Origin of the sequence: Intestinimonas butyriciproducens (assembly GCF_004154955.1) — a bacterium.
Lineage (GTDB): Bacteria > Bacillota > Clostridia > Oscillospirales > Oscillospiraceae > Intestinimonas > Intestinimonas butyriciproducens.
The window spans coordinates 580,444-598,466 of the sequence record NZ_CP011524.1; the positions used below are offsets into that span (position 1 = coordinate 580,444).

Consider the following 18,023-nt stretch of genomic DNA (forward strand, 5'->3'; position numbering starts at 1 on the left):
GGAGGAACCGGAAATGAAGAAAAAACTGCTTGCCCTGACCCTCGCTGTGTCCCTGCTGGCCGGGGCGCTGGCGGGGTGTACCCGGCCCCAGGCCCAGACCACCCCCACGCCCGCCCCAACGCAGACGCCGGAGGCCACCGCCACGCCCGCGCCCACGCCCGCCGGAGAGAAGGCCGACGTGCGTCTGGCCGTGCTGAAGGGACCCAGCGGCGTGGGGGCCGCCGGGCTCATCGCCGGCAGCGAGGCGGGGGAAACCGCCAACCACTACCAAGTCACCATCGCCGCCGCCAACGACGAGGTGGTGGCCGGGCTCTCCCGGCCCGACGACCCCATCGACATCGCAGCCGTGGCCTCCAACGTGGCCGCCAACCTCTACAACAAGACCGACGGCGGCGTGCAGGTCCTGGCCGTCAGCGGCCTGGGCGTGCTGTATATCCTGGAGAACGGCGACTCCATCGGCTCCATGGCCGACCTGAAGGGCCGCACCCTCTACGCCACCGGCCAGGGCGCCAACCCCGAGTACGTCCTCAACTACCTGCTCACCGAGGACGGGGTGGACCCGGCGGAGGTGGACATCCGGTGGAAGACCGCCGACGAGGTCGCCGCCCTCATGGCCAGCGGCGAGGCGGAGGTGTGCATGCTGCCCGTGCCCGCCGCCACCGGCGTGCTGATGAAGAACGAGAACGTGCGGGAGGCGCTGGATCTCTCCGCGGAGTGGGACGCTCTCCAGAACGGCAGCCGCCTCACCATGACCACCATTGTAGCCCGGACCGAGTTCATTCAGGAGAATCCCCAGGCGGTGGAGGCCTTCCTGGCAGACTACGAGGCCTCCGTGGACTATGTAAACGGCGACCCCGCCTCCGCCTCCGAGCTGGTGGCCCGGTATGAGATCACCCCCAGCGCTAAGATCGCCGAGCTGGCCATCCCCAAGTGCGCCCTGGTGTGCATCACCGGCGCGGACCAGATCAAGGGGGTCATCCAGGGGTACTACGAGGTGCTCTGGCAGGCCAACCCCCAGTCCATCGGCGGCGGCATCCCCGACGATGGATTCTACTACGGCGGCTGACCGAACGGTACGGCCCGGAGGAGGCTGCGGCATGAAAAAAGCATACCGTTTGCTCCTCCCGCTCCTCTTCTGGACGGGGGTGTGGCAGCTCGCCGCGGCGGCGGCGGGGAAGGAGCTCCTCCTCCCGGCCCCCCTTGCGGTGGGGCGGCGTCTCCTGGAGCTGTGCGGCACAGGGGCCTTCTGGCTTACCGCCGGGGCCTCCCTGGGGCGCATCCTCCTGGGGCTCCTGGCCGGGGTGGTCCTGGGAACCCTGCTGGCAGGGCTCACCTCTGCCCTCCCCTGGGCGGACTGCCTCCTCTCTCCGGCGGTGAAGGTGATCCGGGCCACCCCCGTGGCCTCTTTCATCATCCTGGTGCTGCTGTGGGTGGAGACCGGACGGGTCCCCGGCGTCATCTCCGCCCTTATGGTGCTGCCTGTGGTGTGGGGCAACGTCTCCCGGGGCTGGGCCGAGACCGATCCCCAGCTCCTGGAGCTGGCCCGGGCCTATCGGTTCGGGCGGTGGCGGACCCTTCGGCGGGTCTACGTCCCCTCGGTCCTGCCCTACTTTGCCAGCGGCTGCCGCACCGCCCTGGGCCTTGCCTGGAAGGCCGGGGTGGCCGCCGAAGTGCTTTGCCTGCCAAAAAACGCCATCGGTGCTCAGGTCTATTATGCGAAGATCTATCTGGAGACCCCCAGCCTGTTTGCCTGGACCCTGGCGGTCATCGCCCTGAGCTTCCTGCTGGAGTGGGCGGTGGGACTGCTGCTCCGGCGGCTGGAGGGAGGAGGAATGCGCCTGTGATCCAAATCGAAGGACTCTCCCTGGCCTACGGGGACAAGCGGGTGCTGGAGGACTTCTCCCTGTCCCTTCCGGACCGGGGGGTCACCGCGCTCTCCGGCCCCTCCGGCTGCGGCAAGACCACCCTGCTGCGGGTGCTCGCCGGGCTCCAGAGGCCGGACGCCGGGCGCCTCACGGGGCTGGACCCCGCCCGCACCGTGCTGCTCTTCCAGGAAAACCGCCTGCTGCCCTGGCGGACGGCGGAGGAGAACATCGCCGACGTCCTGCCCCGGGAGAGGCGGGGGGAGGCCGGGCGGTGGCTGGCCTTGGCGGAGCTCTCCGGCGAGGCGTCCGCCCGCCCCGCCGCCCTCTCCGGCGGCATGGCCCGGCGGCTGGCCCTGGTCCGGGCCCTGGCACTGGCCTCCCTGGGGTGCTCCGCCCTGCTGCTGGACGAGCCCTTCACCGGGGTGGACGGCCCCCGCGCCGTCCGGCTTATGGAGGCGGTCCGGGCCCTGGAGGCGCCCGTCCTCCTCTCCGCCCACGAGGGGGATACCCTGGCCCTGGCCGACCAGATCTTTTTTTTCCAGGGACCGCCCCTGAAACGGGTATAAAGAGGGGAGAAATCAGGTATAAAAATCTTGCAATCACAGCATATCTATGATATACTGCATATACTATCCGTGTACGTATCCGTCAAGAGTGGGGTTCGCCCCGCTCTTTCTTATTGAAAAAAACAAACGTGTAAAAAAATGGTAAACCAGATCGAAGGGGGAGACACTGTGGCAAAGGTGACCGAGCTCACGGCGGAACTGGCCGGGCCCATCGCGGCCGGGAACGGCTGTACACTCTGGGACGTGGAGTATGTAAAGGAGGCGGGCGCCTGGTATCTCCGGGTCTACATCGACAAGGCGGGCGGGGTGTCCATCGACGACTGCGAGGCGGTGGCCCGCCCCCTCAGCGACGCGCTGGACGAGGCCGATCCCATCGAGGGGAGCTACACCCTGGAGGTCTCCTCCGCCGGGGCCGACCGGGCGCTGAAAAAGCCGGAGCATTTCCGGCAGTTTCTGGGCGAGCAGGTGGATGTGAAGCTCTACCGGGCCCGGGAGGGCCGGAAGGAGCTCACCGGCGCGCTGAAGGCCTACGAAAACGGGGACGTGACGGTGGAGCTGCCCGGCGGCGACGTGACGCTGGAGAAAAAGGACGTGGCGCAGGTGCGGCTGCACGTGGCGTTTTAAGGGAGAGTATGGAAGATGCCGAGAAAAAATACCAAGACCAACAGCAATGAAAGCGACGGGAAGGAGTTCTTCGCCGCCATCGCCCAGATCGAGAAGGAGAAGGGCATTCCCGCCGGCTATATGATGGAGAAGATCACCCAGGCCCTGGCCTCCGCCTACAAGCGGGACCACGAGGGCGCGGGGGACAACATCGAGATCAAGGCCAACCCCGAGACCGGCGAGGTGCGCATGTTCGTGCTCAAGGACATCGTGGAGACGGTGGACAATCCCGCCGTCGAGATGTCACTGGAGGAGGCCCGCCGCGCACTGCCCCACGCCCAGCTGGGAGATGTGGTCCGCATCGAGGTCAAGACCAAGAACTTTGGCCGTATCGCCGCCCAGACCGCCCGTCAGGTCATCATCCAGGGCATCCGGGAGGCCGAGCGGGACATGGTCTATGACAAGTTCAGTTCCAAGGAGCACGAGATCCTCACCGGCGTGGTCACCCGCGTCGATCCCAAGAGCGGCGCGGCCAACCTGCGCATCAACTCCAGCAGTGAGTATACCGAGGCCTTCCTGGCCCCCGGCGAGCAGGTCCGGGGCGAGGCGATCCGTGAGGGGGACCGCCTGCGGGTCTATGTGGTGGAGGTCCGCCGCTCCACCCGGGGGCCCCAGGTGCTCATCTCCCGGACCCACCCGGGCCTGGTGAAGCGGCTCTTCGAGCTGGAGATCCCCGAGATCTACGACGGCACCGTGGAGGTCAAGTCCATCGCCCGGGAGGCGGGCAGCCGCACCAAGATCGCCGTATGGTCCGGTGACGAGAACGTGGACCCCATCGGCGCCTGTGTGGGTCCCGGCGGCGCCCGGGTCAACAACATCGTGGAGGAGCTCCACGGGGAAAAGGTGGACATCATCAAGTACAGCGAGGACCCCGCCCAGTACATCGCCGCGGCGCTGTCCCCGGCCGACGTGCTCAGCGTGGACCTGCTGCCCGACGGCAAGGCCTGCCGGGTGGTGGTGCCCGACGATCAGCTCTCCCTGGCCATCGGCAAGGAGGGGCAGAACGCCCGGCTGGCCGCCAAGCTGACCAATTATAAAATTGATATCAAGCCCGCGTCCGACCCCGGCGAACTGCCGGAGGCCGAGGACGACGGACTTGTGGTGGTGGATGACGAGACCGAGGACGCCGCCCTCGAGGAGTAAGCCGCCGAGAAAGAGGTGACGTTCCCATGCCGAAAAAGATCCCCATGCGCCAGTGTGTGGGCTGCCGGGAGATGAAGGAGAAGCGGGCCCTCATCCGGGTGGTCAAATCCCCGGAGGGGGAGATCTCGCTGGACTTCAGGGGCAAAAAGCCGGGCCGGGGCGCCTACCTGTGCCCGGACCCGGCGTGCCTTGCCCGGGCGAGAAAGTCCAAGGCGCTGGAGAGGGCCTTTTCCACGGCCCTCCCCGGAGAGGTGTACGAGGCCCTGGAGGGCCAGATGAAGGCGGGGGAGGAGCAGAATGGATAATACGCTCCACCTTGTGGGCATCGCAAAAAAGGCCCGCCGGGTCGAGGTGGGGGAGGAGCCCGTGGGCGCCGCCGCCCGGGCCCGGCAGGCCCGTCTCATCGTCCTGGCCCGCGACGCCGCCGACAATACCTGCCGCCGGGCCGCCCATTTTGCCGAGGCCGGCGCATGTCCCGTGGTCCAGTGCCCTTACTCCAAGGAGGAACTGGGCGGGGCCGTGGGGCGCACGTCCTGCGCCATGCTGGCTTTTACCGACGCGGGGCTGGCCGCTTCCTTTATGGGAAAGCTCTCCGCCCGGGACGCGGAGCGGTACGGCGAGACGGCCGAGGCGGTGTCCGCCAAGGCGGCCAGAATGCTCCAGCGCCAGCGGGAGCAGCGCCGCCACGAGCAGAAGCTGCAAAAGGCCGGGGCAAAGCCCTGGGTTGCTCCCGCCTCCTGCGGCGCGGAGCGCCGTCTGGCCCAGCGGGGCCGGGGCGCACCGGGCAAGGGCGGGAAGACGTACCCGAAGCCCGGGAAGCAGAGCTGAGATCCCTTTGGGCCGCCGCCCGGCCATGGCCGGCGCAGTGGAAGATATTTGCCATAGAGCCTCCGCAGAGCCGCGGCTTTGCGGGGAGAGGAGAGGCGGGGAAGCGGCGCGGCCGGTTCCCGCCCCCGCGAAGGAGGGCGTCAAGTGACGTGAAAGAGCGCAGATGAGACCGCCAAGGCGGTACGGCAATGAGAAAATTTGAGCGGATCGCTTCAATACGAGAGCGCAAAACGCACGGTTTGCGTTTCCGTATTGGAGTGATCCCCGCAGTATGGAGGGAATTTATTTGATCGTAAAGTACAGAGTGCATGAGGTGGCCAAGGACTTCGGTCGCCCCACCAAGGAGATCGCCGACATCCTCACCAAATACGCCACGGCGCCCAAGAACCACATGCAGGTGCTGGAGGACCGGGAGTTGTCCATCCTTTTTGACTATCTGACCCAGCACAATCAGGTCCAGAGCATCGAGAGCATCTATGCCGACACCTATCACGAGCCCAAGCCCGCCCCCCAGGGGGCCAAACCGGCCCCCGCCGCCCAGGCAGGTGCCCCTGCCGCGCAGAACCGGCCCGGGCACGGCGGCGCGCCCCGGCCCTCCGGCCAGCAGGGCCAGCAGCGTGCCCAGGCGCCCCGTTCCGCCGGGCAGCAGCCGGCTCAGCAGCGGCCCCAGGGCCAGCAGTCCGCCGGGCAGCAGAATCTCAGCCGTCCCGGCACCCGGGTGCCTGAAAAGAAGATCGTGGATACCCGGAAGAGCGGCAGCGTGAATCTGGACAAATACGACGAAAAGCTGGAGAAGCTGGCCGCGGGCAAGACCACCCAGATGCAGGCCGGGAAGCAGAAGTTCCAGGGCCGCAACAACCAGCGCCGGGGCGGCGGCTTCCAGGGCAGCAAGCGCCGCCAGGAGGAGCAGGAGAAGATGCGCCGCCTCCAGGCCGAGATCGCCAAAAAGCACCCTCTGGTGGTGAAGATCCCCGACGAGATCGGGGTGGGCGAGCTGGCCTCCCGCATGAAAAAGACCGGCGCAGAGGTGGTCAAGTGCCTCATCAAGAACGGCGTCATGGCCTCCCTCTCCGACGTCATCGACTTCGACACCGCCGCCATCATCGCCGAAGAGCTGGGCTGCAAGGTGGAGAAGGAGATCATCGTCACCATTGAGGAGCGGCTCATCGACGTCTCCGAGGACAAGGAGGAGGACCTGCGCCCCCGGGCCCCCGTGGTGGTGGTCATGGGCCACGTGGACCACGGCAAGACCTCGCTGCTGGACTATATCCGCAGCTCCGACGTGGCCTCCGGCGAGGCCGGCGGCATCACCCAGCACATCGGCGCCTACCAGGTGTCGGTGAAGGGCCAGCCCATCACCTTCCTGGACACCCCGGGCCATGAGGCGTTCACCGCCATGCGCGCCCGCGGCGCCATGATCACCGACGTGGCCATTCTGGTGGTGGCCGCCGACGACGGCATCATGCCCCAGACCGTGGAGTCCATCAACCACGCCAAGGCCGCCGGCATCCCCATCATCGTGGCCATCAACAAGATGGATAAGCCCGAGGCCAACCCCGAGCGCATCAAGCAGCAGCTCACCGAATACGAGCTGGTGCCCGAGGAGTGGGGCGGCGAGACCATCATCTGTCCCATCTCCGCCAAGACCGGCATGGGGGTGGACAGCCTGCTGGAGATGGTGCTCCTCACCGCCGAGATGCAGGAGCTCAGGGCCAATCCCGACCGCTCCGCCCACGGCGCAGTCATCGAGGCCCGGCTGGACAAGGGCCGCGGCCCTGTGGCTACCCTGCTGGTCCAGAACGGTACTCTGCATCAGGGCGACGTCATCATCGCCGGCACCGCCGTGGGCCGTGTCCGCGCCATGACCAACGCCCGGGGCCAGAAGCTCACGGAGGCCGGACCCTCCGTCCCCGTGGAGATCATCGGCATGGGCGAGGTGCCCGGCGCCGGCGACGACTTCCACGCCGTGGCCGATGAGCGCATGGCCCGGGAGCTGGTGGAGCAGCGCAAGCAGGAGAACAAGGACAGACTCAACGGCCCCGTGGGCCAGAAGGTCACGCTGGAGGACCTGTTCAGCCAGATTCAGCAGGGCGAGATCAAGGACCTGAACATCATCGTGAAGGCCGACGTGCAGGGCTCTGCGGAGGCGGTGAAGTCCTCCCTGGAAAAGCTCTCCAACGAGGAGGTGCGGGTCCGGGTCATCCACTGCGCCGTGGGCGCCATCAACGAGTCCGACGTCATGCTGGCCGGCACTTCCGGGGCCATCATCGTGGGCTTCAACGTCCGCCCCGACAACAACGCCCGGGATTCGGCCGCTCGCATGAATGTGGATATGCGCATGTACCGCGTCATCTACGACTGCATTGAGGAGATCGAGTCCGCCATGAAGGGCATGCTGGCCCCCAAGTACAAGGAGGTCCTGCTGGGCCATGCGGAAGTCCGCGAGGTGTACAAGATCACCGGCGCAGGTATGATCGCCGGCTGCTATGTCACCGACGGCAGGGTGGCCCGCAATGCCCAGATCCGCCTGCTGCGGGACAATATCGTCATCCACGAGGGCGTGCTGGCCTCGCTCAAGCGCTTCAAGGACGACCAGAAGGAGGTCGCCCAGGGTTACGAGTGCGGCATCGGCATTGAGAAATACAGCGACATCAAGGTGGGCGACGTCATCGAGTGCTTCAATATGGAAGAGATCGAGCGGTAACCCGCGCGTCGCGCAGCCGCCCCGCAGGGGCGGCGTTTGGCGCAGAGATGAGCGGAGTGAGCTTTTCCCGGCAGGGGGAAGCAAACAAAGCGGACTTTGCGAGGACGAGCCGCCGCGCAATTTCAAATTTGACTGCCCAAAGGGCCCGTTTCCGTCCCCATTGAGGAGCGGGCGGGCTCTTTGCGGCTATAATTAGGAGAACAAATATGGCAAGCAACCGAATTGGACGCATCAACGAGGAGATCCAGCGGGAGCTCTCCTCCCTCATCCGTACCGTCAAGGATCCCCGGGTCCACGGCCTGGTCTCCATCACCGCGGTGGACACCACGCCCGACCTGCGGTACGCCAAGATCTTTGTCAGCGTACTGGACAAGAGCGACGTGAAAGAGGTGGTCAAGGGCCTCAGATCCGCCGGGGGCTACCTGCGGCGGGAGCTGGGGCGCAGCCTGCAGCTCCGGTACACCCCGGAGCTCACCTTTGTGGCGGACGACTCCATCGCCGAGGGCGCGCACATCCTGGAGCTCATCGAAAAGCTGGACCAGTGATCCGGAACGGGCCGCGCTGCGGCCCATGGCCGCGCCGGCGGCGCGCATCAATTACCCTGGAGGAGAGAGCAATGGACTACAAAGCGGCAGCCGAGCTGCTGAAGAAACAGGATCGGATTCTCATTCTGACCCACCGCCGTCCCGATGGGGACACCATCGGCTGTGCGGCTGGGCTGTGCGCCGCCCTGCGGGAGCAGGGAAAGACGGCCTGCATCCTTCCCAACGAGGACGCCACCAGCCTCTTTACCCCCTACCTGGGGGGCTATCTGGCAGAGGAGGACTGGGAACCGGATTTCGTGGTGTCGGTGGATATCGCGGGGCGGAGCCTGTTCACGCCCCGGGGGGAGCGATACCTGGCCCGGGGCATCGACCTGGGGATCGACCACCACCCCTCCTACGAGGGCTTTGCCCGGGAGAGCTGTGTGGACCCCGGACGGGCGGCCTGTGGAGAGCTCATCTACGATCTGATCCGCCAGTGGGGGCCGGTGAGCCCCGCTGCGGCCCTGCCCCTCTACGTGGCCGTGGCCACAGACACGGGCTGCTTCATGTACAGCAACACCACGCCGGCCACCCATCGGGTGTGCGCCGATCTCATGGCGGTGGGCATCGATTTCCAGGGGGTCAATAAGCGCCATTTCCGCACCAAGAGCCTCAAGCGCCTGCGGCTGGAGAGCCTGCTGGTGGACGGCATGGACGTCCACGACGGGGGGGCCACCGTGATCGCGGCCATCTCCCTGGCGGATATGGCCCGGCTGGAGGCCACCGAGCGAGACGCCGAGGACATCGCCGCCTTCCTGGGGCAGATCGAGGGGGTGCGGACCTCCGTCACCATCCGGGAGCTGGCCCCCGGGGAGTGCAAGCTCTCGGTGCGCACCGATCAGGGGCTGAACGCCACCCGGGTCTGCGCTCTGCTGGGCGGCGGCGGGCACGCCTCCGCCGCGGGCTGCACCGTCATGGGCACCGTGGCAGAGGCCAAGGCGGCCATACTTGCGGCTATCCGCCAAGTGTGGGTGGAGGACCGGGACGGCGCTTCCGCCGGGACCTGAAGGGAAAGGGTGAGCGGATGCCCAACGGGATCATCATCATCGATAAGCCCGCCGGCTGGACCAGCATGGACGTGTGCGCCAAGCTGCGGGGGATCTTTCACGAGAAGCGGGTGGGGCACGCCGGAACGCTGGACCCCATGGCCACAGGGGTGCTGCCCGTCTTTCTCGGCCGGGCCACCCGGGCGGTGGAGTTTGCCGAACAGACCGGCAAGGAGTACCTGGCCGGCCTGCGGCTGGGCCTTGTCACCGACACCCAGGACGTCACCGGCCGGGTGCTGGAGGAGCGCCCCGTGACATGCGCTCCGGCGGAGGTGGAGGCCGCCCTGGCCGCCTTCCGGGGGGAGATCCTCCAGGTGCCCCCCATGTACTCCGCGGTGAAGATCGGCGGGAAAAAGCTCTATGAGCTGGCCCGGAAGGGCCGGGAGGTGGAGCGGAAGCCCCGCCCCGTCACCATCCATGCCCTGGAGTTGCTGGAGCGGACCGGAGCGGGGGACTACCTTCTGCGGGTGCGCTGCTCCAAGGGGACCTATGTCCGCACCCTCTGCCACGACGTGGGGGCGGCGCTGGGCTGCGGCGGGACCCTCAGCGCGCTCCGGCGCACCGAGGCCGCCGGCTTCGGTCTGGACCGAGCGGTGCGGCTGGAGGACGTGCAGGCGGCGGCGGACCGGGGGGAGGCGGAGCGCCTCCTCCTGCCGGTGGACGCCTACTTCCGGGACCACCCCGCCCTGACGGTGGGGCTCCGGGAGGAGAGGGCCGCCCGGAACGGCGCCGCCTTTCCCTGGCGGGGGGCGGACGGGACCTATCGGGTCTACGGCCCGGCGGGCGATTTTCTGCTCCTGGGAGAACTGGAGCGGGGGCGGATGCGTACCGTGAAGAGCTTTTACGAGGTGTGAGCGGCGCCACAGTGAAGATAAAGCGAGGAATCAGCTTGAACGAGAGAAAACGAGTCATTGCCCTGGGCTTTTTTGACGGCGTGCACAAGGGCCACGGAGCCCTGTTGAGCAGGGTTCGGGACCGGGCGGAGGAGCTGGGGGCGGCGCCCACCGCCTTCACCTTCGACGCCCACCCCTCCAGCCGGATCACCGGGGCGGTCACGCCGCTCATCAATTCCGCCGCGGACCGGGCCGACCTGATGCGGCGGCTGTACGGGATACAGGACGTCATCGTGGCCCACTTTGACAGCATGATGCGCATGGATTGGCGGGCCTTCGTCGCCGAGTATCTGGTGCAGGAGCACGGAGCCGTCCATGTGGTGGCTGGGCACGACTTCCACTTCGGCTACAAGGGGGAGGGCAATCCCCAGCGCCTGGAAGGGCTGTGCCGGGAGCTGGGTGTGGGCTGCGACATCATCCCCAAGGTGGAGCGGGAGGGGATCACCGTCTCCTCCACCTATATCCGCACTCTCATCGCCCAGGGGGAGATGGAGCGGGCCATGGAGTTTCTGGGACACCCCCATGTGCTCACCGACCGGGTGACCCACGGAAAGAAGCTGGGCACCACGCTGGGCTTCCCCACCGTGAACCTCCGCTTTCCGGAGGGGGTGCTGGTGCCCGCCCACGGGGTGTACGTCACCCGTGTGTGGTTCGGGGACGGCTCCAGCCGCCCGGCGGTCACCAATATCGGGGTGCGCCCCACGGTGGACGACGGGAACAGGGTCAACGTGGAGGGCTATATCCTGGACTTCTCGGGCGACCTCTACGGACAGACCATCCGGATGGAGTTTTACAAAAAGCTGCGGGGAGAGCGGAAATTCCCCAGCCTGGAGGCCCTGCGGGCCGAAGTCATGAAAAACGCGGAGGAGACGAGGAAATATTTTGGGCCTTGATGGACCGATAGGGGGGCATAAGATGATCCGATACAAATCGATGTACCGACTGATCCTCTTGTATGCGGCGGCGCTGATGGCGGCGGCGCTGATCTTTGACGACCCGGCGAATATCCTGCCCGGGCTGTGGAAGATCGTCACCATGCAGGACGTGCTCATCACCGACTACGTGCAGATCGCCGGGCCAGGCGCGGCCTTTGTCAACGCCGGGCTGGTCACGGCAGCCAGCGTACTGCTCCTCTACGTCGCAAAGGACCCGCTCAACGGCTTCACCATCACCGAGATCGGGCTGATGTCCGGCTTCGCCCTCTTCGGGAAAAATATTTTCAATATCTGGCCCATCATCCTGGGGACATGGCTCTATGCCAAGCTTCAAAAGGAGCCCTTTTCCAAATACGCGGCGGTGGCCCTCTTGGCCACGGCCCTCTCGCCGCTGGTGAGCTATATGACCTTCGGCAGCCGCCATGCCCACCCCCTACTGGGCCTGCTGATCGGCATCGGCATCGGGATGGTCCTGCCGCCGCTGTCGGCCTATACATATAAAGTACAGAACGGCATGAACCTCTATAATATGGGCTTTGCCTGCGGCCTGCTGGCCATGATGCTGGTGCCCGTGCTGGAGGCGGTGGGGGACGCGCCGGACAGCGCCTTTTTCTGGGCCACCGGCAACAACGGGCGCTTCGCGCCCCTGATGGTGGTCCTCTGCTTGGCGTTTCTTCTGTGCGGCTTTTTCCTCACAGGCAAGCCGGCCTGGGCGGTCTGGGCGGGCTACCGCCGCCTTCTCACCAGCACCGGACGCGCCCCCAGCGACTACCTGCGTATGCTGGGCGCCGGTCCCGTTCTGGTGAACATGGGGGTGAACGGCCTGGTGTGCACCGGCTACATCCTCTTGGTGGGCGGGGACCTGAATGGCCCCACTCTGGGCGGTATCCTCACCGTGATCGGCTTTTCGGCCTACGGCAAACACGTTCGGAACATCCTGCCCATCATCGGGGGCGTGATGCTGGGCGGTGCGTTCATGCACTTCAATCTCAACGACCCCTCGGTGCAGTTGGCCGCCCTCTTCGGCACCACGCTGGCCCCCTTTGCCGGGGTGTTCGGCTGGCCGGCCGGCGTTGTGGCCGGGTTTCTCCACTCGGCGGTGGTCCTCCAGGCCGGGTCGGTGCTGGCGGGGGTCAACCTCTATAACAACGGCTATTCCGGCGGGCTCATCGCTATCGTGCTGTTCCCCACCGTCATGGCCATCTTCCGCCACAGGAAGCCGGAGCTCACCCCCCGGGACCTCTTCGAAGTGTTCCAGGAGGACAAACCGGCCCCCATGGAGCGGGACCTCACCCCGGAGGAACGGGAGCCGGAGGGGGAGCCCTTCCCCGCTCTGCGGGAGGAGGAGGCCTACGAAAATCGCGGCCCCTCCGAGCGATAAAAGAGACGGCCGCCGAAAAGTCTTTTGGACTTTTCGGCGGCCGTTTTGGCGCCGGCGCGTCCCCGGTCACGCTTGGCGGCGGTCCACCCGCACCACCAGGGCGGTGCGGTCGTCGTCGGCGGTCTCCCCCTCGCCGGGGGAGACCAGGGTCCGGGCCAGGTCCTTGGGGCTCTCCCCGTTGAAGGCGGAGAGGGCGGCGCGCAACCACTGGTCGTCCCTGCGGTCGGTCACGCCGTCGCTCACCAGCACCACCACGTCTCCGGGCTCCAACTGCAGGCGGCTCACGTCGGGGGCCGCCCGCTCCCCGGTGGAGAGGCCCGCGGGGAGGGCACAGCCCGTCACCCGGCTCACCGAGCCGCCACGGCGGATATAGGTGGGCGCCGCCCCGAACTTGTAGAGGGCGCCCTCGCCGGTGAAGAGGTCCAGCCGCAGCAGGTCCACGGTGGTGAAGCCGCCCTCCTCCTCGTTGCGGAGGGCCAGGGCGGAGTTGAGGGTCTTGAGGGCGGACTCCGGGTCCACGCCCGCTTTCAGAAAACGCTCCAGTAGGCGGATGGCCAGCTTGCTCTCCCGGCTGGCCGCCACACCGCTGCCCATGCCGTCGCACAGGAGAATGTAGAGCATGCCGCTGTCGGTCTTGAAGAGCGCGCCCGCGTCCCCGCTCACGGTCTCGCCGTCCTTTTGCCGGGCGGCCACGCCCATGACGGCCTGGAGGGGTTCGGCCTGGGTAAAGACCAGCCGCTCCAGCTCGCCAGCCTCCCCCTCCTCCGGCTCCCGCAGGGCAAGGCCCAGCAGGTCGGAGAGGGCGGCGCGCTCCCGGTCCGTCCGCAGGGCCGAGAGGTCCGGGCCCTCGATCTCGGCCCGGAGATGGCCGGCCTCGTCGTAGTAGACCCAGGCTTCGGCCTCCAGGGCCAGGGCGGTGAGGTGCTGGCGCAGCCGCTTCTCCCGCGTCGGGTCGGGGGTGAGCTCGGCGGAGAGCTCCGCCGCAGCGGCGCCCAGCAGGGCGGAGAGCTCCCCGTACTGGCGGCACACCGCCGAGCGGTTTTCCTGCAGGCGGCTCTTATACTGCCTCCGGCACAGGACGGCGGTGAGCTCCTCGTTGGCGGCCGCCAGGAAGGCGGGGAAGTGGAGGCACCGGGTGGAAAAATGCTGGGGGAAGTCCCCCGGCTCCCCGCGGCCCCGGTCCGTCATGGCGGGCAGGGCGTCGTTGAGGGCGTTGAAGGTGGAGGTGTAGTCCCGCTGCCAGCAGGCGTCCCGCAGGGCGCAGCGGCGGCACACCTTGTCCGCCGCCCGGTCGAAAATGGCGGACATGTCCCCGTCGTTGGGGCCGGGGCGGCGGAAGGCGCCCTTCATGGTCTCGTAGAGCTCCCGGAAAGCGCCGGCCGTCTCCCGCAGGCGCTCCCGCACATAGGCGGCGGCCCGGTCCCCGGTGTCGTCCCCCCGCTCCTGGGAGAGGCGGGCGGCGGCCTTCCGCAGCAGCCGGTCCGGCAGCAGCAGGAAGAGGACCGAGGCGGAAAAGACCTCATAGAGGAGGGAGAGGCGCAGCCCGCCGTCCCAGGCCCACAGGACGGTGACGGCGTTGGAGAGGACGTAGGCCACGGCGCAGGCCGTCTTGCTCTGGCCTTTGAACACGCCGGTCATGAGCCCGGCGAAGCCATAGGCCACCGTGCAGGAAAAGACGCTCTCTCCGGCGGCCAGGTCCATGCAGATGCCCGCGGCCACACCCACCGCCGCCCCCACGCCTAGTCCCCCCTGGGAGGCGCACACCATCACCGCCAGGGCGGCGAGCACCCGCCCGGCGGAGAGGGACTCGCCCAGAAGCTGGAGCTGCGCCAGGGAGATGAGCACCGTCCCCCCCAGGATCAGCAGGCTGGTGAGCTGTCGGGGGGTGAGGCCCCCGTCCTCCCGGGGATTGGTCCAGGGGGAGAAGGCGATGCGGTAAAAGTAGACGCCCGCCGCCGTCAGCAGCAGCTCGGTGGCGAAGAAAATAACGGTGGGGGGCGCCCATCCCCCCTTGCCCAGATAGACAAAGCCGGTGGCCCCGCTGAGGAGGGCGCTCACCAGGGGCATGAACCAGCTTTTCCGGTAGAGCCTGATGTCGAAAAAGGCAAAGGATACCGAAAAAATGAGCATGGCCGCCGCCACGTACCGCAGACCCTCGGTCAGCCCCCGGAAGGACAGATAGCCCAGGCAGGCGCCTATCAGGGCGGCAAAGCCGTCCAGGCCTGAGCCCGAGCAGCCCACCATGCTCAGTCCGAAGGGGGCGTACCCCCCAAAGATCTCCGCTCCCGCGAGCACTGCCCCCAGGGAAAACCGGATGGCGCACTCCGCCCCCCGCACCAGCGCGGGCGCCCGGAGCACCACCCGGCCCGTCCGCGTCATCTCCTCCCGCAGCCGGGCCGCTTTTACCTTCAATGCTGTCTTCGCCGCCATGGACGATCTCCTCCTATGTATCTGGTTGTGGAGACAGTATAACCCATAATATGGAAATAACTGGTCGGAACATGGAGGAGAACTGAGGAAAGCCGGAGACTTGCCGGATGGAGTGGAGTATGGTATGATAACAGCAATCGCAACAATCGGAGGGACACCGTGGAGATAGGAACTGTAAAGGTGGCGTCCCGGCTGGCGCTGGCCCCCATGGCAGGTGTGACCGACCTGGGTTTCCGCACCGTCTGCCGGGCGCTGGGCTGCGGCTATACCGTCACCGAGATGGTGAGCGCCAAGGCGCTGTGCTATCAGGACAGGAAATCGGTTCCGCTGCTGAAGCTGGGGGAGGGAGAGCATCCCGCCGCCGCGCAGATCTTCGGCTCCGACCCCAAGTGTATGGAGGAGGCCGCCGCCATCGCGGGGGAGGTCTCCGGCGCGGAGATCATCGATATCAATATGGGCTGCCCAGTGCCCAAGGTGGCCAATTCCGGGGACGGCTCCGGCCTCATGCGGACGCCGGAGCTGGCCGTCCGGGTGGCCGAGGCGGTGATCCGCGGCGCAGGCGACCGGCCCGTCACGGTAAAAATGCGCCTGGGTTGGGACAAGGGCTCCATCAACTGTGTGGAGTTTGCCAGGGCTATGGAGGAGGCAGGCGTCTCCGCCGTGGCCGTCCACGGCCGGACCCGCGCCCAGCAGTACGCGGGCACCGCCAACTGGGACCAGATCCGGGCGGTAAAGGAGGCCCTCTCCATCCCCGTTCTGGCAAACGGCGATGTGTTCTCGCCCAGGGATGCGGTGCGCATTTTGCAGTACACGGGGGCGGATGCCGCCATGATCGGGCGGGGCGCGTTCGGCAACCCCTGGCTCTTCCGGCAGGCGCGGGCCGCCCTGGAGGGGGAGGAGATCCCGCCCCTGCCGCCGCTTACGGAGCGGTGCGATACGGCCATGGAGCAGTTCCGCATCAACGCCCTCCACAAGGGGGAGAAGATCGCCTGCCTGGAGGCCCGGAAGCAGTACTGCTGGTATCTCAAGGGCGTGCCCTATGCCGGGTACTGGAAAGAGCGGATCTGCCATGTGGAGACCATGGCGGAGCTGGAGGAGATCACCCGGGGCATCAAGCGGGATTTAAATTAAAGGCGGAAAGGCAGAGGACCTGTATGCAGATCGGCGGGTCCCGGGGAAAGGCAGGTGAAGGGGATGCCAACCGAACAGGAGCTGGTGGCGCGGGCCAGGGAGGGCGACGAGCGGGCCTTTGAGCAGCTGGTGGCCGACAATGAAAAGCGGGTCTACAACCTGTGCCGGTGCCTGGCGGGGAACCCGGAGGACGGGGCTGAGCTGGCCCAGGAGGCATTCCTCAACGCCTGGCGGGGTCTGCCCCGGTTCCAGGGGGAGAGCTCCTTTGCCACCTGGATCTACCGGCTGGCCTCCAATGTCTGCATCGACTTTCTTAGAAAGGAGAAACGAAGGCGGAGCCTCTCCATGACCGTCTCCCTGGACGGGGAGGAGGGGGAGCGGCAGGCGGAGCTGCCCGACGAGCGGGACACGCCGGAGCGGCACCTGGAGCGGGCCGAGCTGCGGCGGGCTGTGGCCCGTGGGTTGGACCGGCTCTCCCCCGAGCACAGGCAGGCCCTGGTCCTGCGGGAGCTCCAGGGCCTCAGCTATGCCGAGATCGGCCGGGCCCTGGGGCTGGAGGAGGGGACCGTCAAGTCCCGCATCTCCCGGGCCCGGTTGGCCCTGCGCAAGGAAATGATTTCCCAGGGGAACTTTTTTGACGGGACGTCGTCTACAAAGTGAGAACCGGAGCGTACCGCTTCGTAAACATAGCGCAAGGAAATGAGAAAACCGCGGCGGGCAGGGCGGTCCCAAATGTTGTGGAGAGAGGGGGGAGCCGGATGTGCACCTGTGAAAGAGCGCTGGAGCTCATCAGTCTGGGACTGGACGGGGAATGGAAGGAGGAGGAGCGCCAAGAGCTGGAGGAGCATCTGGCACACTGCGGGGACTGTCGGGCGCTGGCCCGGGAGTTGGAGGAGGCCCACGCCCTGCTCTCCGAGCTGGAGGAAGAGGAGGTACCGGAGGGCTTTCGGGCCGCGGTGATGGACCGTGTGCGGGCGGAAAAGACCGTCCCCTTCCCCCAACACACGCCTGCCGGGCGGCGGACACGGCCCTGGAAGCGGTGGGCCTCCCTGGCGGCGGTCTTTGCTGTGGTGCTGCTGGGGGCGCGGGCGCTGCCCAGCGTCCTGGGCGGCGGGAGCAGCGGCGCCTCTTCCGCCCCTGCCGCTGCGGATATGGCCGCACCCGCCGATGCCGCCCCAACGGAGGAAGGCGCGGCCGCCGGAGGCGCGCCGGCGATACAGAGCTTTTCAGCGCAGGCGCCCCAATCGGATGCCGCGGTACAGAAGAACGGCATCAGGGCCCCGGAGGTCCAGGACCGCAGCGTGGAACCCATACAGGAGGCTGCCCCGGCGGAGACCGAGGAGAACACTGGCGCAGAGCAGATCCCGCTGACCGAGGAGGAGCGGCGGACCCTCACCGAGACGTGCGCCGCCTGGCTCTCCACCTCCGGCTTGGAGCAGGCGGAGGAGATCGACACCTCCCGTATGTCCGCCGTACCCGCCGCGGAGGCGGATCTGGTGGCGGCGGTGTGGCTTCCTGAGGTCCGTGTGCCCGAAAACGGCTGCTGGAAGGTCACACTGGGCGGGAGCGAGGCCTGCGCCGTCCTTTTGTGGGACCCGGCGGCCGGGGCCGTCCTGGGGTGGCTCCCGGCCGCGCCGTGAAGGGAAACGAAACAAAATAAGCCAGGCAATGGGCCCGCAGCTTTTCAAAAGCTGCGGGCCCATTGCCTGTGGAAAACCGTGCGGGATACGCGAAGACGGCTGGATCTGGAAGGGGGAGCTCGAGGGGGCAGAGCCCGCCTCGAGTGGAATGGAATGCCCCGGAACACCTTGCGGAGCAAGGCTTTCGGCGCGCAAAGCGCGGACTTTTGCGCCG

Annotated in this window: 17 protein-coding genes; 16 read left to right on the plus strand and 1 reads right to left on the minus strand. The window is 67.3% G+C overall.

Annotated elements, in window-relative coordinates:
- Positions 1 to 13: 13 nt before the first annotated feature.
- The 13 genes from SRB521_RS03015 to SRB521_RS03075 all read left to right on the plus strand — a co-directional run bounded on the left by SRB521_RS03015 (position 14) and on the right by SRB521_RS03075 (position 12,608).
- The gene (locus tag SRB521_RS03015) at positions 14 to 1,066 is read left to right on the plus strand and encodes an ABC transporter substrate-binding protein (protein ID WP_075705249.1); all 1,053 of its coding nucleotides are present in this window, start codon (positions 14 to 16) and stop codon (positions 1,064 to 1,066) included.
- 31 nt (positions 1,067 to 1,097) lie between these two features.
- Positions 1,098 to 1,844, plus strand: coding sequence for an ABC transporter permease (locus SRB521_RS03020; RefSeq protein ID WP_116721335.1), 747 nt, complete (start codon positions 1,098 to 1,100; stop codon positions 1,842 to 1,844).
- Positions 1,841 to 2,431: an ATP-binding cassette domain-containing protein gene (locus SRB521_RS03025; protein ID WP_116721334.1), complete on the plus strand. Its 591-nt coding sequence runs from the start codon at positions 1,841 to 1,843 to the stop codon at positions 2,429 to 2,431. The genes SRB521_RS03020 and SRB521_RS03025 overlap by 4 nt, the downstream gene beginning before the upstream one ends.
- 168 nt (positions 2,432 to 2,599) lie before the next feature.
- The gene (locus SRB521_RS03030) at positions 2,600 to 3,055 is read left to right on the plus strand and encodes a ribosome maturation factor RimP (protein WP_058117033.1); all 456 of its coding nucleotides are present in this window, start codon (positions 2,600 to 2,602) and stop codon (positions 3,053 to 3,055) included.
- Positions 3,056 to 3,070: 15 nt separating this feature from the next.
- Complete coding sequence (gene nusA, locus SRB521_RS03035; protein WP_033116192.1) at positions 3,071 to 4,237, plus strand: transcription termination factor NusA; 1,167 nt, start codon at positions 3,071 to 3,073, stop codon at positions 4,235 to 4,237.
- A 26-nt stretch (positions 4,238 to 4,263) separates the two neighbouring features.
- The gene (gene rnpM, locus SRB521_RS03040) at positions 4,264 to 4,542 is read left to right on the plus strand and encodes an RNase P modulator RnpM (protein ID WP_058117034.1); all 279 of its coding nucleotides are present in this window, start codon (positions 4,264 to 4,266) and stop codon (positions 4,540 to 4,542) included.
- The gene (locus SRB521_RS03045) at positions 4,535 to 5,065 is read left to right on the plus strand and encodes a L7Ae/L30e/S12e/Gadd45 family ribosomal protein (protein ID WP_052082323.1); all 531 of its coding nucleotides are present in this window, start codon (positions 4,535 to 4,537) and stop codon (positions 5,063 to 5,065) included. The genes rnpM and SRB521_RS03045 overlap by 8 nt, the downstream gene beginning before the upstream one ends.
- 271 nt (positions 5,066 to 5,336) lie before the next feature.
- Positions 5,337 to 7,769: a translation initiation factor IF-2 gene (gene infB, locus SRB521_RS03050; RefSeq protein WP_082635981.1), complete on the plus strand. Its 2,433-nt coding sequence runs from the start codon at positions 5,337 to 5,339 to the stop codon at positions 7,767 to 7,769.
- 206 nt (positions 7,770 to 7,975) lie between these two features.
- Positions 7,976 to 8,314 carry a 30S ribosome-binding factor RbfA gene (gene rbfA, locus SRB521_RS03055; protein ID WP_033116195.1) on the plus strand — a complete coding sequence of 113 codons (339 nt, stop codon included), beginning with the start codon at positions 7,976 to 7,978 and terminating at the stop codon, positions 8,312 to 8,314.
- Positions 8,315 to 8,385: 71 nt separating this feature from the next.
- Entirely contained in the window at positions 8,386 to 9,360 is a 975-nt protein-coding gene (locus SRB521_RS03060) for a DHH family phosphoesterase (RefSeq protein WP_058117035.1), read from the plus strand.
- A gap of 17 nt (positions 9,361 to 9,377) precedes the next feature.
- A complete protein-coding gene (truB, locus tag SRB521_RS03065) occupies positions 9,378 to 10,253 on the plus strand; it encodes a tRNA pseudouridine(55) synthase TruB (protein WP_058117036.1) in 876 nt (291 codons plus the stop codon).
- A gap of 35 nt (positions 10,254 to 10,288) precedes the next feature.
- Entirely contained in the window at positions 10,289 to 11,185 is an 897-nt protein-coding gene (ribF, locus tag SRB521_RS03070) for a riboflavin biosynthesis protein RibF (protein WP_033116211.1), read from the plus strand.
- 22 nt (positions 11,186 to 11,207) lie between these two features.
- On the plus strand, positions 11,208 to 12,608 hold the full coding sequence (locus tag SRB521_RS03075) for a DUF1576 domain-containing protein (protein WP_075705256.1): 1,401 nt from the start codon (positions 11,208 to 11,210) through the stop codon (positions 12,606 to 12,608).
- Between the two features lie 66 nt (positions 12,609 to 12,674).
- Here SRB521_RS03075 and SRB521_RS03080 read toward each other — a convergent pair whose 3' ends face one another.
- The gene (locus SRB521_RS03080; protein ID WP_116721333.1) at positions 12,675 to 15,038 is read right to left on the minus strand and encodes a SpoIIE family protein phosphatase; all 2,364 of its coding nucleotides are present in this window, start codon (positions 15,036 to 15,038) and stop codon (positions 12,675 to 12,677) included.
- Between the two features lie 159 nt (positions 15,039 to 15,197).
- Here SRB521_RS03080 and dusB point away from each other — a divergent pair, with 159 nt between their 5' ends.
- The 3 genes from dusB to SRB521_RS03095 all read left to right on the plus strand — a co-directional run bounded on the left by dusB (position 15,198) and on the right by SRB521_RS03095 (position 17,809).
- Complete coding sequence (dusB, locus tag SRB521_RS03085; protein WP_116721332.1) at positions 15,198 to 16,169, plus strand: tRNA dihydrouridine synthase DusB; 972 nt, start codon at positions 15,198 to 15,200, stop codon at positions 16,167 to 16,169.
- 63 nt (positions 16,170 to 16,232) lie between these two features.
- Positions 16,233 to 16,829 (plus strand): RNA polymerase sigma factor, encoded by a 597-nt coding sequence (locus SRB521_RS03090; RefSeq protein ID WP_116721331.1) that lies wholly within the window; start codon positions 16,233 to 16,235, stop codon positions 16,827 to 16,829.
- A 98-nt stretch (positions 16,830 to 16,927) separates the two neighbouring features.
- Positions 16,928 to 17,809 (plus strand): zf-HC2 domain-containing protein, encoded by an 882-nt coding sequence (locus SRB521_RS03095; protein WP_116721330.1) that lies wholly within the window; start codon positions 16,928 to 16,930, stop codon positions 17,807 to 17,809.
- The last annotated feature ends 214 nt before the right edge of the window (positions 17,810 to 18,023 follow it).